At 76.7% G+C, this 14,923-nt stretch carries 13 protein-coding genes; 5 read left to right on the top strand and 8 right to left on the bottom strand.

Going from position 1 to position 14,923, the window contains the following annotated elements; genetic code table 11:
- Positions 1 to 65: 65 nt before the first annotated feature.
- Positions 66 to 1,472, bottom strand: coding sequence for an isochorismate synthase MenF (locus E7744_RS03585; RefSeq protein ID WP_137772944.1), 1,407 nt, complete (start codon positions 1,470 to 1,472; stop codon positions 66 to 68).
- A 121-nt stretch (positions 1,473 to 1,593) separates the two neighbouring features.
- On the opposite strand from E7744_RS03585, the gene E7744_RS03590 reads away from it, so the two are divergent.
- Both E7744_RS03590 and E7744_RS03595 read left to right on the top strand, forming a co-directional pair.
- Positions 1,594 to 2,940: a geranylgeranyl reductase family protein gene (locus E7744_RS03590; RefSeq protein WP_246858533.1), complete on the top strand. Its 1,347-nt coding sequence runs from the start codon at positions 1,594 to 1,596 to the stop codon at positions 2,938 to 2,940.
- The gene (locus tag E7744_RS03595; RefSeq protein WP_137772946.1) at positions 2,937 to 4,007 is read left to right on the top strand and encodes a polyprenyl synthetase family protein; all 1,071 of its coding nucleotides are present in this window, start codon (positions 2,937 to 2,939) and stop codon (positions 4,005 to 4,007) included. Before E7744_RS03590 ends, E7744_RS03595 begins: the two co-directional genes overlap by 4 nt.
- 7 nt (positions 4,008 to 4,014) lie before the next feature.
- Here the strand turns inward: E7744_RS03595 and E7744_RS03600 are convergent, their stop codons facing one another.
- Together E7744_RS03600 and E7744_RS03605 are read right to left on the bottom strand one after the other, a co-directional pair.
- On the bottom strand, positions 4,015 to 4,500 hold the full coding sequence (locus E7744_RS03600; RefSeq protein WP_137772947.1) for an HIT family protein: 486 nt from the start codon (positions 4,498 to 4,500) through the stop codon (positions 4,015 to 4,017).
- Positions 4,497 to 4,967: a hypothetical protein gene (locus E7744_RS03605; RefSeq protein ID WP_137772948.1), complete on the bottom strand. Its 471-nt coding sequence runs from the start codon at positions 4,965 to 4,967 to the stop codon at positions 4,497 to 4,499. Before E7744_RS03605 ends, E7744_RS03600 begins: the two co-directional genes overlap by 4 nt.
- A 141-nt stretch (positions 4,968 to 5,108) precedes the next feature.
- On the opposite strand from E7744_RS03605, the gene gabT reads away from it, so the two are divergent.
- The gene (gabT, locus tag E7744_RS03610) at positions 5,109 to 6,455 is read left to right on the top strand and encodes a 4-aminobutyrate--2-oxoglutarate transaminase (RefSeq protein ID WP_246858614.1); all 1,347 of its coding nucleotides are present in this window, start codon (positions 5,109 to 5,111) and stop codon (positions 6,453 to 6,455) included.
- Here the strand turns inward: gabT and rarD are convergent.
- Genes rarD through E7744_RS03635 form a run of 5 tightly spaced genes read right to left on the bottom strand, consistent with a single transcriptional unit; the run spans position 6,412 to position 13,996 of the window.
- A complete protein-coding gene (rarD, locus tag E7744_RS03615; protein WP_137772949.1) occupies positions 6,412 to 7,359 on the bottom strand; it encodes an EamA family transporter RarD in 948 nt (315 codons plus the stop codon). The genes gabT and rarD overlap by 44 nt on opposite strands.
- Complete coding sequence (gene eccCa / locus E7744_RS03620; RefSeq protein ID WP_138424634.1) at positions 7,356 to 11,363, bottom strand: type VII secretion protein EccCa; 4,008 nt, start codon at positions 11,361 to 11,363, stop codon at positions 7,356 to 7,358. The genes rarD and eccCa overlap by 4 nt, the downstream gene beginning before the upstream one ends.
- Positions 11,360 to 12,391, bottom strand: a complete 1,032-nt coding sequence (locus tag E7744_RS03625; RefSeq protein ID WP_138424635.1) for a hypothetical protein — start codon at positions 12,389 to 12,391, stop codon at positions 11,360 to 11,362. The genes eccCa and E7744_RS03625 overlap by 4 nt, the downstream gene beginning before the upstream one ends.
- The gene (gene eccD / locus E7744_RS03630) at positions 12,388 to 13,743 is read right to left on the bottom strand and encodes a type VII secretion integral membrane protein EccD (RefSeq protein WP_137772951.1); all 1,356 of its coding nucleotides are present in this window, start codon (positions 13,741 to 13,743) and stop codon (positions 12,388 to 12,390) included. The genes E7744_RS03625 and eccD overlap by 4 nt, the downstream gene beginning before the upstream one ends.
- Before the next feature lies 1 nt (position 13,744).
- Positions 13,745 to 13,996, bottom strand: coding sequence for a hypothetical protein (locus tag E7744_RS03635; protein WP_137772952.1), 252 nt, complete (start codon positions 13,994 to 13,996; stop codon positions 13,745 to 13,747).
- A 188-nt stretch (positions 13,997 to 14,184) separates the two neighbouring features.
- Between E7744_RS03635 and E7744_RS03640 the strand changes: the two genes are divergently transcribed.
- Both E7744_RS03640 and E7744_RS03645 read left to right on the top strand, forming a co-directional pair.
- Positions 14,185 to 14,502, top strand: coding sequence for a hypothetical protein (locus tag E7744_RS03640; RefSeq protein WP_137772953.1), 318 nt, complete (start codon positions 14,185 to 14,187; stop codon positions 14,500 to 14,502).
- 45 nt (positions 14,503 to 14,547) lie between these two features.
- On the top strand, positions 14,548 to 14,850 hold the full coding sequence (locus tag E7744_RS03645) for a hypothetical protein (protein ID WP_137772954.1): 303 nt from the start codon (positions 14,548 to 14,550) through the stop codon (positions 14,848 to 14,850).
- Positions 14,851 to 14,923 lie beyond the last annotated feature (73 nt).

The following is a 14,923-nucleotide window of genomic DNA, read 5'->3' on the forward strand; positions in this document are numbered from 1 at the left end:
CTGCGGCAGGCTCCCACCTGGGCCGAAGCTCCTGCGGGCGGGCCGCAGGAGCTTCGCCCGCCGGCTCAGTCGCACAGGCCGAGGGCCTGGAGCATGGGCCGCATCTTGGCGGTCGTCTCGGCCAGCTCGGCCGCCGGGTCCGAGGCGGCGACGATCCCGCAGCCGGCGTACAGCCGGGCGGTGTGCGCGTCCTCGACGACGGCCCCGCGCAGGGCGATCCCGAACTCCCCGTTGCCGTTGCCGTCCAGCCAGCCCACCGGGCCGGCGAACAGCCCGCGGTCCATGCCGTGGTCCTCGGCCTCGAGCCGGTGGATGAGCGCTGCGGCGGTCTCGCGCGGGGTGCCGCACACGGCGGCGGTGGGGTGCAGCACCTCGGTCAGGGCCAGGGCGCCGGGGCCGGTGCGGCGGGCGCCGTCCGCGCCGACGAGCCGGGCCGTGACGTCCGTGGCGAGGTGCCACACGTTGGGCAGCTCGAGCACGAACGGCTCGTCCGGGGCCTCGAGCGCGGTGGTGAAGGGCTGCAGCCGCTCGGTCAGGGACTCGACGGCCAGGCGGTGCTCGAGGCGCTGCTTGGGGTCCTCGGACAGGTGCCGTCGGGCGTGGTCGGCGCCGTCGGCCCCGGCGGGGGCCCCGTCCCGGTCGAGGGTGCCGGCCAGCACGCGGGCCCGCGCCGTGTCCCCGTCCACCTTCACCAGCATCTCCGGGGTCGAGCCGACCAGCCCGCCCACCGCGTACGTCCAGCAGTCCCGGTACCGCCGGGAGAGCGTGCGCAGCACGCCGGGCACGTCCAGCGGGCCGGGGGTGCGGACCACGGCGTCCCGGGCCAGGACGAGCTTGCTCAGCGTCCCGGCCTCGATGTGGCCCACCCCGCGCACCACGGCCTCGCGGTACCCCTCCGGCGTGATCGCGCCGTCGGCGAGCACGGGGGTCCCGGGGGCGCCGGGACCGGCGGCGGCGCGGCGTCGCCGCGCCGCCGCGAGCAGCGTGGAGAGCCGGTCCTCGGCCTCCGCGACGGTCGGCCGCCAGCCGGCGGCCGCGCGCGCGGCGTACGCGGGGGCGTCTAGGTCCACCTGCCAGGACAGCCAGGACCGGCCCCGCGAGGAGCCGACGACCACCTCGGGGACCACGAGCACCGAGTCCACGGGGCTGTCGTCCGCGAAGGCGAAGGCGGCGAAGGCCAGGGGCGAGCGCCGGGGCGGGCCGTCGTCCGGGACGCTCGAGCGGGGGGTGTCCGCCGCCTCGGCCGCGGTGGCGGCCTTCCACCAGCGCCGGGCTGCGGCGAAGCGGTCCGGGCCGGTGGTGGTGAACCGGGCCGCCGTGCCCAGGCCCACGAGGCCGTCGCCGAACCGGATCCAGGCGCACTCGTCGCCGGTGGCCAGCAGGTCCGCCAAGGGCCCGCCGCCGGGCACGGGGCGGGCGAAGGTGATGGACGCCAGCCGCGGTGCGGGCGCCCCGGGGCCGGGGTTGCTCATGACCCGTCCAGCCTACCGGCCGGGGACCGGGCGCCCGTCCGGGCGGCTCGTCGCCGGGCGGTGTGCCGGCCTCGCCCGGCCGGGCCCGGCCGGGCCCGGGGGAGTCTGGGAGAATGAGGGGGTGGAAGCAACGAGAACGCGCACCCGCGTGCTGATCGCCGGCGGCGGGCCCGCGGGGGCCACGGCCGCGTGGCACCTGGCCACCGCCGGGGTCGAGGTCACCGTGCTGGAGAAGACCGCCTACCCGCGCGAGAAGGTGTGCGGGGACGGACTGACCCCGCAGGCGGTGCGCGAGATGGACCTGATGGGCCTGGCCCACCGGCCCGAGGACGGCTGGCAGCACGTGCGCGGGCTGCGGCTGGTGGCCGAGGGACGCGCCGTGGAGGTCCCCTGGCCGACGACGGACACCTGGCCGGACTACGCGCTCGTGCGCACCCGGCAGGACTTCGACGAGCTGCTGGCCGCGCACGCCCGCGCCGCCGGGGCCCTCATCCTCGAGCGGCACGCCGTGACCTCGGTGCTGCGGGACGAGGCCGGCACCGTGACCGGGCTGCGCGCCGACCTGCTGGACGAGCGCGGGCGCCGGACCGGCCGGTCCCGGGAGTTCGCCGCGGACGTGGTGATCGCCGCGGACGGCAACTCCACCCGCACCGCGCTCTCGGCGGGCCTGTCCCGGCGCGAGGACCGGCCGATGGGCGTGGCCGTGCGGGCCTACTACGGCCTGCCCGAGGACTCGCCCCGGCGCCACGACGACTGGATGGAGTCCTGGCTGCAGCTGCCGGACGCCCAGGGCCGGCCGCTGCCCGGCTACGGCTGGCTGTTCCCGCTCGGGGACGGCACCGTCAACGTGGGCCTGGGCATCCTGGACACGTCCCCGCAGTTCGGCCGGCTGGACTACCGCTCGATCCTGAGGGACTGGTCCGGGGCGCTCACGGACAGCTGGGGCCTGTCCGAGGACACCCGCACCTCCCGCATCCTCGGCGCCGCGCTGCCGATGGGCTTCAACCGCACCCCGCAGCACGTGCCCGGGATGCTGCTCGTGGGGGACGCCGCCGGCATGGTGTCCCCGTTCAACGGCGAGGGCATCTCCTTCGCCATGGAGGCGGCCCGGCTGGCCGCGGACGTCACCGCGACGGCCCTGGCGCGCCCGACGGCGGCCGGCCGCGAGGCCGAGCTGGCCCGGTACCCGCGGCTCACCCAGCAGGCCTGGGGCGGGCACTTCGCGCTCGGCACCCACTTCGCGCGGCTGATCGGCCACCCCGCGGTGCTGCGCGCCGCACTCGCCACGGGGATGCGCACCGGCCCGCTGCTGCGCCGGGTGGTGCAGGTCATGGGCAACCTCGTGGACCGGGACGGGGGCACGGCGGTGGACCGCGCGGTGCGCCTGCTGGAGTCCGCCGTGCCCGCCGCCACCACGATGGACCCGATGCCGGTGCCCGGCGCGCCATTGGTTAGTCTGGACCGGTGACCTCACCTGAATCCGACGTGTCCCGGGGCCTGACCGAGCTGCCGGCCGGCTTCGAGCGGCTCGCCGAGCACGGCGCGCTGCTGGACGCCGTCACGGCCGCCCTGGAGCAGGTGGAGCAGGAGCTCGCCGAGACCGTGGCCAACACGGACCGGCTGGCCGACGACACGAGCCGCCACCTGCTCGAGGCCGGCGGCAAGCGGATCCGCCCGCTGCTGACCGTCCTGTCCTCCCTGCTCGGCCAGCCCGGCGTGGGCACGGGGCAGGTCGGCGAGGTGCCGGCCGCGGTGCGCTCGGCCGCCGTCGTGATGGAACTGACGCACCTGGCCACCCTGTACCACGACGACGTCATGGACGAGGCGCCCGTGCGCCGCGGCGCCCCCGCCGCGCACGAGGTGTGGGGCAACTCCGTGGCGATCCTCGCCGGGGACCTGATCTTCGCCCGCGCCTCGTTGCTGATGTCCTCGCTCGGCCCGGAGGCCGTGGCCATCCAGGCCCGCACCTTCGAGCGCCTCGTGATGGGCCAGCTGTGGGAGACCGTGGGTCCGCAGGAGGGGGAGGACGCCCTCGAGCACTACCTGCGGGTCGTCTCCGGCAAGACCGGCTCGCTCATCGCCGCCGCCGGCCGGCTCGGCGCCCTGTTCGGCGGGGCGGACGAGACCACCGTGGAGGTCCTGGCGGACTACGGCGAGAAGGTCGGCCTGGCCTTCCAGCTCGCCGACGACGTCATCGACCTCACGAGCGCCTCCGCCACCTCCGGCAAGGTGCCGGGCACCGACCTCAAGGAGCGCGTGCCCACCCTGCCGGTGCTGCTGCTGCGCCAGGCCGCCGCCGCCGGGGACGAGGCCGCCCGCCGGGCCGTGGAGCTCGTGGACGGCCCCCTGGACACCGAGGCGCAGCTGGCGGCCGCCGTCGCCGCCGTGGCCGCGCACCCCGCGATCGACGAGGCGTGGGCCATCACCCGGGGCTGGTCGGACGACGCGGTGGCCGCCCTGGCCCCGCTGCCGCCCTCGCCCGTGAAGGACGCCCTCGTGGCGTTCGCCGGGTACGTGGTCTCGCGCGACGCCTGAGGCGCGCTCAGTCGATCCGGGTGGGGCCGGCGTCGAGCACGGCGGCCAGCTCGCGGGCCTTCACGGCCCGCACCGCCGGCTCCACCGCGTGGCGCATCTGCCGGTAGAGCATGTCGTCGTTCCACCGCGGGAACACGTGCAGGTGGTAGTGCCACACGTGCTGGTTCCCGGCCGGCTCGTTGTGCTGGCGGGTGGAGATCCCCTCGGGCGCCCACGCCCGCTTCATGGCCAGCGCCACCTGGCGGGCCATCAGCCCGATGCGCTGCAGCACGCGGTCCGGCAGCTCGTAGAGCGTCTCGTAGTGCCGGGCCGGGGAGATCATGGCGTGGCCCTCGTAGGGGCCGAAGCCGTCCACGGCGATGAACACCACGAGGTCCTCGTCCCGGTAGACGAGGTCCGTCAGCTCACAGCGGTTGCCCGGGTCGGAGACGTCACCGGCCACCAGCCCGCAGAACGGGCACACGTACCCGGCGGGGGCGTGGCTGCGGATCACTCGTCCCCGCCCTCCTCCTCGAAGGTCCACTCGAGCAGGTCCTGCGTGAACTCGCTGAACGTGCCGCCCTCGCACGTCCACTCCCCGTGCTCCTCGTCCGCGCCCGTGCTGCGGCGCCACACGAGCGGGTCCGGCAGGGCGGCGTCGGCCACGGGCAGCCCCCACACGGCCTGCTCCTCGGCGTCCTCGAGGAACATCAGGTAGCCGTCGCGCACGTCCAGCTCGTCCGCGTCCCAGAAGAAATGCTCCGTCTCCAGCAGGTCCGGGCAGTTGCCCAGCGCGCGGTGGAACTCGTACAGGGCCAACGGCACCGGCGCGGTGCCGCCGTTCGCCTGCGCGGCCGGGGACGCCGCCAGCAGGGCGTCGAGCTCGCCGGGCTCGAGGCCGTCCTCGGGCACCCACGGGGTGTCCAGGTGGGTGGGGACCAGGTTCTGGAACAGGGACAGGAACACGGGCTCGGCAGGCATGGTCCCAGTCTAGGGTCCGCCACTACGCTCCCGGCCATGGACCAGCGCACGGACCCGCCGGACCCGCCGGACCCGCCGGAGCGGGCGGAGCAGCCGGAGCAGCCCTCGGCCCCCGTCTTCCGCCTCGAGCAGCGCCGGGCGATGCGCACGGCGGTCCCGGGCCCGCGGTCCGCGGCGCTGGCCGCGCGCCGCTCGGCCGCCGTGGCGGACGGGGTGTCCTCGGTGCACCCCTTCTTCGCCGCGGACGCCGACGGCGGGATCCTGCTGGACGTGGACGGCAACGCGTTCGTGGACCTCGGCAGCGGGATCGCGGTGACGGCGGTGGGCGCCTCCCACCCGGACGTGGTGGCCGCCGTGGCCGGGCAGGCGGGGCGCTTCACCCACACGTGCGCCATGGTCAGTCCCTACGAGGGCTACGTGCGGGTGTGCGAGGAGCTCGCGGTGCGCACCCCCGGGCGGTTCGCCAAGCGGGCGGCGCTGTTCACCTCCGGGGCGGAGGCCGTGGAGAACGCCGTGAAGGTGGCCCGGGTGGCCACCGGCCGGTCCGCCGTCGTGGCCCTGGAGCACGCCTTCCACGGCCGGACCAACCTCACGCTGGCCCTGACCGGCCGGGCCGCCCCGTACAAGGCCTCCGGCGGGCGGTCCTTCGGCCCGTTCGCCTCCGAGGTGTACCGCGTGCCCGGCAGCTACCCCTACCGCGAGCAGGCGCCGGGGCTGACGGGGGAGCAGGCCGCCGAGCGGGCCATCCGGCTGGTGGAGGAGCAGGTCGGCGCGCAGGCGGTGGCCGCGGTGGTGGTGGAGCCGGTCCTCGGCGAGGGCGGGGTGATCGTGCCCGCGCCCGGGTTCCTGCCGGCGCTCGCCCGCTGGGCGCGCGCGGCCGGCATCGTGCTGGTCGCGGACGAGGTCCAGACCGGGCTGTGCCGCACGGGGGACTGGTTCGCCGCCGAGCACGAGGGGATCGAGCCGGACCTCGTGGCCGTGGGCAAGGGGCTGGCCGGCGGCCTGCCGCTGTCCGCCGTGGTGGGCCGGGCGGAGCTGATGGACGCGATCGACCCGGGTGGGCTTGGCGGGACCTTCGGGGGCAATCCCGTGGCGTGCGCGGCGGCGCTGGCCACCCTGGCCGCGATGGACCGCCACGGCCTGTGCGCCCGGGCCCGGCGGATCGAGGAGCTCGCGCTGCCGCGGCTGCGGGCGCTGGCCGCACGCACCGGGGCGGTCGGGGAGGTGCGCGGGCGCGGGGCCATGCTGGGGATGGAGTTCGTGGTGCCCGACGGCGGCCGCGCCCCGGACGCGCGGATCGTCCGGCAGGTGCTGGCCGGGTGCCGGGACGAGGGCGTGGCGCTGCTGTCCTGCGGCACGCACGGCAACGTGCTGCGCCTGGTGCCGCCGCTCGTGATCGGCGAGGAGCTGCTGTCCGACGCGCTGGACGTGCTGGAGGCGGTGGTCAGCGCGGCTGCCGGCGGGCCACCCGCAGCGAGTCCACGCTGAGCACGGCCAGCGCGCACCAGATGAGGACGAACCCGGCCCAGCGCCCGGGGGTCATGTGCTCGCCGAACACGAGCAGCCCCACGAGGAACTGGATCACCGGGGTCAGGTACTGCAGCATGCCCACCACGGTGAGCGGCAGGCGGCCGGCCGCGGCGCCGAACAGGATCAGCGGAGCGGCGGTCACGGGACCGGACAGCGCGAGCACCCAGAAGTGCCCGGGCCCCCCGGTCACGAGGGTCAGCTGCGCCGTGGCCGCGAGCCACCACGTGCCGGCCACCAGGGCCGGCAGCAGGACGATCGTCTCCGCGGTGAGCGAGGCCACCGGGTTGACGGGCCCCAGCCGGTTCTTGGCGATCCCGTAGCTGCCGAAGCTCAGGGCCAGCCCCAGCCCGATCCACGGCACGGCGCCGTGGCCCACGGCCAGGACCAGGACCGCGACCACCGAGATCCCCACGGCCGCCCACTGGGCCGGCCGCAGCCGCTCCCCGAGCAGGAAGACCCCGGCCAGCACGGCCACGAGCGGGTTGATGAAGTACCCCAGCGCCGCCTCGATCGTCTGCCCGGAGACCACGGCGTAGGTGTAGATCGCCCAGTTCGCGCCGATCAGCACCGCGGCCAGGGCCGTGGCACCCAGCCGGCGGGGACGGCCCACCAGGGCGCCGACGTCGCGCCAGCGGCGCGTCGCCGCCAGCAGCACGGCGCAGGTGACCAGGGTGAAGCCGATGCGCACCACCACGACCTCCACGGCGGAGGCCGGGGCCGTGGCCGCCACGTACAGCGGCAGCCCGCCCCACAGCAGGTAGGCACCGGCCCCGGCGGCGAGCCCGCCGGGCGTGACGGGGCGGGCCGGCGGGGCGGGGCGGTTCGCGGGGCGGGCCCCGCGGTGGTCGAGGGCGCGGCTCACGGGGCCTCGAGGAACGTCTGGACCGTCATGACCGGCCGGCCGGTGACCACCAGCTGGCCGCGTCCCGGCGGCAGCCGGCGGGCCTTGACCCCGTGCACCAGGGCGCCCTCGGCCCGGTCCCCGGACAGGACCAGCGCGGCGGTGCCGTTGTCCCGGAGCGTGGCGAAGAACGACTCGTACATGCCGCGGGAGGCCCCGCGCACCCGCCGGGTCAGCACCACGTTCATCCGCAGCTCCGCGGCCATCGGCAGGTAGGGCACGAGCGGGGCCAGCGGGGACTGGCCGCCGCCCACGGTGAGGACGTCGTAGTCGTCGACCAGCAGGACCATGCGCGCGCGCCGCTGCGGCACGGACTGGTCCTGGGCCGGGTCCTGGCGCTTGGCGATCTCCTGCAGCACGGCGTTGGTCAGCTGGGCGCCCACGGCGGCGTTGGCGGCATAGCCGCCCAGGTAGTCCTCCGGCACGGCGTCGCCGAGCACGCGGCGCGGGTCCCACACCACGAAGAACAGCTCCTCGTCCGTGTGGGTCCGGGTGAACCGGCGGACCACGCCGCGCAGCACGTTCGTCTTGCCGGTCTCCTCGTCGCCCAGGACGATGAGGTTCCGGTCCCGGTGCTCGAGGTCCAGGACCTCGGTGCCCAGGTCCAGCTCGCGCAGCCCCAGCGGCAACAGCCCCTGCCGGGCGGGGGTGGGGACGGTCGCGGCCTCCACGACGGCCGGCAGCACCCGGACCCGCATCGCGGCCCCCGTGGTGGACCGCCCCACCCGCTCGACCAGGTCCGCCAGGCCCTCGGTGGCGCTCGCGGGGTCCTCCCGGCCGTCGATCCGCGGCAGCGCCACGTGGGCCTGCAGCCCGGCCGCGGTGAGGGCGCGCCCGGGGGCACCCGGGCTGACGTTCTCGGCCAGCCGGCGGTCGATCGTGGACTCGCCGGGGTCCGTCAGCCGCAGCTCGACGCGGTGCGTGAAGAAGGACTGGTGGGTGGAGCGGACCTCCGCGTTGCGGCTGACCGTGGTGACCACGTGGATGCCGTAGCCGCCGCCGCGGGTCATGATCGCGGTGACCCGCGGGACGAGCTCCTCGAACTCCTCGGCGAACTGGCCGTGGCCGTCGATGACCAGGAAGATGTCCGCGCTGGGCAGCTCCGGCAGCCGGCCCTCGGCGTGCAGCCGCCGCAGGGTGGGCAGCGAGTCGATCGTGTGCTGCTCGAAGAGGCGCTCGCGGTGGGCGAGCATCCCGGCGACCTCGTCCACCGTGCGGGTGATGACCTCCCGGTTGGTGCGGATCGCCACGCCGCCCACGTGGGGCAGCCCGGCCAGCGGCAGCAGCCCGGCCCCCAGCAGGTCGATGCAGTAGATGCCGGCCTGCCGGGGGGAGTGCGTCAGCGCCAGGGAGGCGACGACGGTGCGCAGCAGGGTGGACTTGCCCGACTGGGGACCGCCGTGGATGAGCAGGTTGCCCGAGCCGGCGGTGAAGTCGACCTCCCACAGCCCCTGCCACTGGCGCGCCGGGTCGTCGAGGATCCCGATCGGCACGGTGAGGTCCCCGCCGGCGGGCAGCCGCAGCCCCTCCGCGGTGGCGCGGGGCTCGCCCACGGCGCCGTCCAGGGTCGTGGCCGCCGGCAGCGGCGGCAGCCAGATCGGGGTGACCGAGCGCGGCAGGGTGCGCAGGGTGTCCATCAGCGTGGACATCACGGTGGGACCGGTGGTGCGGCGGGCCGGGCCGGCGGGAGCCGGCGCCGGCACGGCGGCGTTCCCGGCGGCGTCCCCGGGGGCGGGGGCGTAGTCGGGGGCCTCGAGCACGGGCGGCACCGCGTCCCCGGGCCGGGGCGCGGACTCGGCGGCCGCCGCCTCGTCCTCGAGCGGCCCGGAGACGTAGCCGGCCTGGAACCGGGTGTAGACGGTGGTGTCCACCTTCAGGTACCCGTAGCCGGGCAGCGGCGGCAGGTGGAACGCGTCCGGCGTGTCCAGCACCGTGCGGGACTCGGACTCTGACAGCGTGCGCAGCCCGATCCGGTAGGACAGGTAGGTCTCCAGCCCGCGCAGCCGGCCGGCCTCGATGCGCTGGGAGCTCAGCAGCAGGTGCACGCCGATGGAGCGGCCGATCCGGCCGATGGACAGGAACAGGTCGATGAAGTCCGGCCGCGCCGTGAGCAGCTCGCCGAACTCGTCGATGATGACCACCAGGTGCGGCAGTGGCGGCAGTTCCCGCCCCCGCGCCCGCTCCTCCTCGCGGTGGAGCTGGTAGTCGGTGATGTTGGCGATGTTCCCGGCGGCCCGCAGCACCTCCTGCCGGCGCAGGATCTCCCCGTTGAGGGAGGCGTACACGCGCTCGATGAGCGTCAGGTCGTCGGAGAGGTTGGTGATGATGCCGGTCACCTGGGGGGCGCCGGCGAAGGGGGCGAAGGTGGCCCCGCCCTTGAAGTCCACCAGGACCATGGCCAGCGTGTCCGGGGAGTGGGTGGCCAGCAGCCCGAACACGAGCGAGCGCAGCATCTCGGACTTGCCGGAGCCGGTGGCGCCCACGCACAGCCCGTGCGGGCCCATGCCCCGCTGGGCGGCCTCCTTGAGGTCCAGCAGCACGGGCCGGCCCTGGTCGTCCGGGCCCAGCGGCACGCGCAGGAACCCCGCCCCGCGGGGCGCGCGCCACAGGCGCTCGACGTCGGCCCGGTCCAGCCGCGGGGACAGGTCCAGCATCTGCAGGAAGGACCGCGAGCCCGCGGACTCGTCCACGGAGTGCTCGAGGGAGTCCGGGGACAGCCGCAGGGGCGCGAGGGTCCGGGCGATCCCGGCCGCGGTGTGCTCGTCCAGCGGGTCCAGCCCGCCCTCGGTGCGCACCGGCTCGGCCGGGTCCCGGCGGAGGTCCTCCAGCACGAACCCGTCCCGGCCGTCCTCGCGCCCGGGCGCCGCGGAGATCCGCAGCGAGACCTCGGCCGGCTCCTGGAGCCGGTCCCCGCCCAGGTGCAGCACGGTGATGGCGCGCGCCGCCGGGCCGAGGTGCCCGTCCCCGAGGGACAGGTCCGGGGCGTCGGCGCCGTGGCCGTCCACCACCACGAGGAGCCGGGACAGCGCGGCCGGACCGGCGTCCGGGCCGGCGGCGAACCGCGTGCCCTGGCCCGCCACGGTGGAGCGGTGCCGCAGGTCCGCCTCCAGCAGCCCGGCCAGGGCCGCCACGTCCGGGGCGATGAGCGGGGTGCCGGACTCCGCCAGGTGGGGGAGCGGGGCCGCCCAGTCCCAGTCGCGGCGGCGGTCGGGCGGCGTGACGAGGGCGATCCGCAGGTCCTCGGGGGACTGCAGGGCCGCGGCCCCCGTGAGGAGGGAGCGGGCGACCTGCAGCCCGAACGCGCGCGGTCCCACCACGGAGACGGTCCCGGCGGAGTCCAGCGGGACCGTGACGGGCATGTCGGGTGCGGTCGCGAACCGCTGCCGGAGCACCTCGGCCTCGCGCACCATGAACCCGTCCTGCACAGCGGCGGGGCCCTCCAGCAGGTCCACGGTGATGTCCCGGGTGGGCCGCCGCCCCGAGCCCAGGCGCGTCTCGAGGAAGTCCTCGTGGTGCCGGCGGCGCTCCCACAGCCGGGCCGGGTCGCGCACCACGTCGAACAGGGCCGCCGGGGGCGGGCAGGCGGCGCGCGCGGCCCGCCGGGCCTCGAGCTCCTCCGCGCGCAGGCGCGCCCGGGTCCGCTCGAGGTAGCGGGCGTAGGTGTCCCGCAGCAGCGTGCGCTGCCGCGTGGCCCGGCCGCGGTGGGAGAGGACCATCGCCACGCCCACCACCACGGAGACCATCATGGCGATCGCCCCCACCGCCGCGAAGGGGCTCTGCCGGAACGTCATCATCACCAGCATGGACCCGCCCGCGGCCAGCATCGGCAGCAGCGCCAGCAGGTTCCCCCCGCCGGCCTCGGCGGCCGCGGGGTCCACGGGCTGGGGGCCCTGGATCGTGAACGGCCGGAACCGGCGGGCCGGGGCCGAGGTGCGGGCCGGCCGGTGCACCACGCGCTGGGTCACGGCCGGGACCCCGCCAGCGCGCGGGCGGACAGTTCCGCCGCCGCCAGCCGGTTCTCCGGCCGGGCCAGCGGCAGGGACACGTCCACCCCGGCGGCCAGGTGCCGGTCGTGGCGCACCGCCACGGCCGCCACCCCCACCCGGGCCAGCGCGGCGGCCTGGGCCCGCGGGTCCAGCACGCCCCGCGCGTCGGTGCCCACGACGGCGGCGGTCACCGGCACGGCGGACAGCACCGGGTCCTGCCGCCAGTGGCGCAGGTAGCCGGCGGCCTCGTCCACGCCGGCCGGGGAGGCCGGGAGGACGAACACGGCGGCGTGGCTGTGGGCCAGCACCGCGGCGGTGTCCGGGTGGCCGGTGCCCGTGGGGCAGTCCAGGACGGTGACCGGCACGTGGCGGGACAGCGCGGCGAGCAGCGTGGTGGCCGCCTCCACGCCGAGCGGGCGGGCGGCCACGCGCGGGCCGGTGTGGTGCAGTCCCGCGCCGGAGACGGCCATCCGCGCGGACAGGTCCGCCAGGGCCGGGACGGGCAGCGCCGCCAGCTCGGCGGCCAGCCGGTCCGCCCCCGGGGCAGCGGCGTCGCCCAGGCGCAGCCCGAGCGAGCCGGCCGCGGGATCCAGGTCCACGGCCGCCACCGGCTCGGGGCGCAGGGCGGCCACGGTCCGGGCGAGCAGCGCGCTCACCGTCGTCTTGCCCGCCCCGCCGCGCAGGGACACCACCGCGATCCGCCGGCCCGTGGTGACGGGGGCCTGGACGGCCGCGGCGTGGGCCGCCAGCCGCTCGGGCGTCGGGTCGTGGCGCAGGAGGGAGCCGAGCCCGCGGGCGGCGCGCTCCGGCAGGGACAGCGCGTGCCGCCGGGCGTGGCGGCGGGCGGTGCGGGGTGCGACGGGCTCGAAGCCCGCCAGAGGGTCGTCCTGGTCCCGCGCCGTGCGCTCGCGCGCCTGGCGGCGCGTGGACCAGTCCTGGCCGGCACCGGGCCGCGGCCGCTCGGGGGCGGGGCCGGCGTCGGCCCAGGGATCGGGCGTGGTGGTCATCGGAAGGTCTCCAGGAGCGAGGCGTAGATCCCGGCGTAGCCGATCAGCACCGGGATGGCGGCGAACAGGGCGAGGGCCTCCAGGGCGTCCCCGGCGCGGCGCAGCCGGGCCCGGGTGTGCTCGGGCAGCTCCGCGGACAGGCCGGCGCCGACGGCCAGGGCCAGCACGAGCAGCCCGGCGAGGACCGCGGTCCCCGCGCCCGGGACGGTGGCGACGGCCAGCCGGGCCAGGGCGAGCACGCCGGTCGCCGCGGCCAGGTACAGGGGGATCCGCTCGGCGGCCAGGGGGAAGGACCGGGCCCGCAGCGCCGTGGCCACCACGAGGCACGCCAGCAGCGGCAGGGAGAAGGCGGGCGCCCGGGTGTCCGAGCCGATGGACCACGCGGCCACGGCCAGGGACACCGCGCAGGCGATCGTGCCGCCCACCAGGCCGCCGTGCGCGGCGTCCAGCGCCCGCCGGGCGTCCGCGCGCAGCACGGACCCGCCGGCGGCCTGGCGGTCGTCGAGACGGGCCAGGCCCGAGGCGCCGAGGGCGATGGCGGGCAGCAGCCCCAGCACGAGCAGGGTCACCACCCCCGCGATCCCCGCCGCGCCCACGCCCACGGCGGCGTCCCGGTCGCCGACGGCCCACGCCGCCACGGCCGGGGCAGCCGCCCACGTGGCCGCCAGGGCGCCCGTGACCGCGGCGGCGATGAACAGGGCCAGGGGGCGGGTCACCACGAACCCGGCCACGCCCAGCACGAGCGCCGCCAGGGCGCCCAGGCCGACCGCCGTCCACGGGGCGTCCAGGCCCAGGCGCACGAGGGCGGTGCCGGCGAACAGGGCCCCGGCGCCCACGAGCGTGCCGGCCACGGCCCGGCGCCGGCCGGGGGCGGACAGTGCCGCCCCGGCCACGAGCAGCACGGCGGCCAGCAGCGCGCAGGCCCCCGCCAGGGCGGCGGGGGCGAGCCGGTCCAGCAGCCCGACGACGGCCAGCCAGGACCCGGCCGCGGCCAGCGTCCCGCACACGAGGAGGCGGTGGGCGGCCGACCAGCGGCCGCGCACGGCGTCCGTGGAGTCCGAGACGGTGTCGTGGAGGTCGTAGACGATGGGAGCCGGCGGGGCCTCGGTGCGGGAGACCAGGCGCAGGCGCTCGCCGTCGAGCACCCCGGCCTCGGCGACCGTCCGCTCCGGCGGCACCTCGGCGCCGTCGGCCCGCACGAGCGCCTTGGTCCCGAGGGCCTCCCGCGGGTGGTCGTCCAGCAGGTCCAGGACCTGGGGCATCAGCGCGCCGACCGGGGTGTCCGAGGGCAGCAGCAGGTCCGCGTTGCGGCGCTCCCCGGCCAGCAGGACGCGCGTGTACGGCCCGGCCACCTCAGGACCTCCCGGACAGGGACACGCCCTGCGGCTGCTCGCGCTCGGCGCGCCAGTCGGTGACGACCATGGCCACGAAGGAGATCGCCACGCACAGGGCGGCGGCCAGGGCGGCGGCCACCACGCCGAGGACGAGGGTCCGCGTCCGGTCCCGGAAGCGCCGCTCGGTCGGGTTGGCGCCGAAGAGCAGGGCGGAGGCCAGCCGGTGCCGGCGCACCTCCACCGACTCGATGAGCTGTGCGTCGAAATCCATGGCCATCTGCCCGCAGGTCCCCTTCCCGGTCCGGTCACCACCTCGGTCCATCATTCCAGCCCCCGAGCGTGCGAACGGCCAAGCGGATGGGGAGTTCTCCCCATCCGGCCCGGTTGACGGGCTGCTCGGCGGGCTCGGAGGATGGATCCATCACAGGTCGTGACGACACACGGGGAGGGAAACAGTTCATGAAGCTCGAGATGACGGACATCGACGTCTTCCACAAGTCCATGCAGGACTCGGGGGACTCCGGGGAGCAGCTGCTGGCCGAGGTGGTGAACCTCGAGAACGCGGTGGAGAACCTCAAGCACACCTTTAAGGGGTCCGGGGCGGTGGCGTACAACGACTTCATGGTGGAGGTCGACGCCTGCGAGAAGAAGCTCTACGAGGCCCTGGGCCTGATCAACGTCGGACAGGGGGAGATGTACCGCTCGTACGTGGAGCAGGAGGACGTGATGACCGCGGACGCCCAGGCCCAGCCGGTCGACTTCCCGATGTCCCGCTGAGCCGGCCCGGCTCCGTCCACCCACCGCACGAGAGGATCCCAGACCATGAGCACCATCTCCTACGACTCCGGCGCCGCCGCCGCCTACGAGGCAGAGGTCGCCGCCATCACCGCGCGCATCGAGGGCATCATCGGTGACCGCGAGGCCCAGAAGAACTACGTGGCCTCCAACTACCGGTCCACGGACAACGACACCGACTACGACACGGTCGAGCGCAAGTGGCTCGAGGCCGCCGATGCCGTCCGGGCGCTCGTGGTGCAGGCACGCGAGCTGATGGAGCGCAACGACGAGACCGCCGCGGCCGCGCACGCCCGCGCCGGCGCCGCGATCGCGGGCATGAACGCCTGACGGGCCGCACGCCCCCCGGGGCGGTGACCGGCACCGGTGAGGTGCAGGTCACCGCCCCGGCCGCGTGCCGGGC

It is taken from the genome of Citricoccus sp. SGAir0253 (genome assembly GCF_005877055.1).
In the GTDB taxonomy this organism is placed as follows: domain Bacteria; phylum Actinomycetota; class Actinomycetes; order Actinomycetales; family Micrococcaceae; genus Citricoccus.

Coding starts and splice junctions, on each gene's coding strand:
- E7744_RS03625 (WP_138424635.1), bottom strand. CDS start 12,391: ATGACCACCACGCCCGATCCCTGGGCCGACGCCGGCCCCGCCCCCGAG.
- E7744_RS03605 (WP_137772948.1), bottom strand. CDS start 4,967: ATGCCTGCCGAGCCCGTGTTCCTGTCCCTGTTCCAGAACCTGGTCCCC.
- E7744_RS03585 (WP_137772944.1), bottom strand. CDS start 1,472: ATGAGCAACCCCGGCCCCGGGGCGCCCGCACCGCGGCTGGCGTCCATC.
- E7744_RS03635 (WP_137772952.1), bottom strand. CDS start 13,996: ATGGATTTCGACGCACAGCTCATCGAGTCGGTGGAGGTGCGCCGGCAC.
- E7744_RS03640 (WP_137772953.1), top strand. CDS start 14,185: ATGAAGCTCGAGATGACGGACATCGACGTCTTCCACAAGTCCATGCAG.
- E7744_RS03645 (WP_137772954.1), top strand. CDS start 14,548: ATGAGCACCATCTCCTACGACTCCGGCGCCGCCGCCGCCTACGAGGCA.
- gabT (WP_246858614.1), top strand. CDS start 5,109: ATGCGCACGGCGGTCCCGGGCCCGCGGTCCGCGGCGCTGGCCGCGCGC.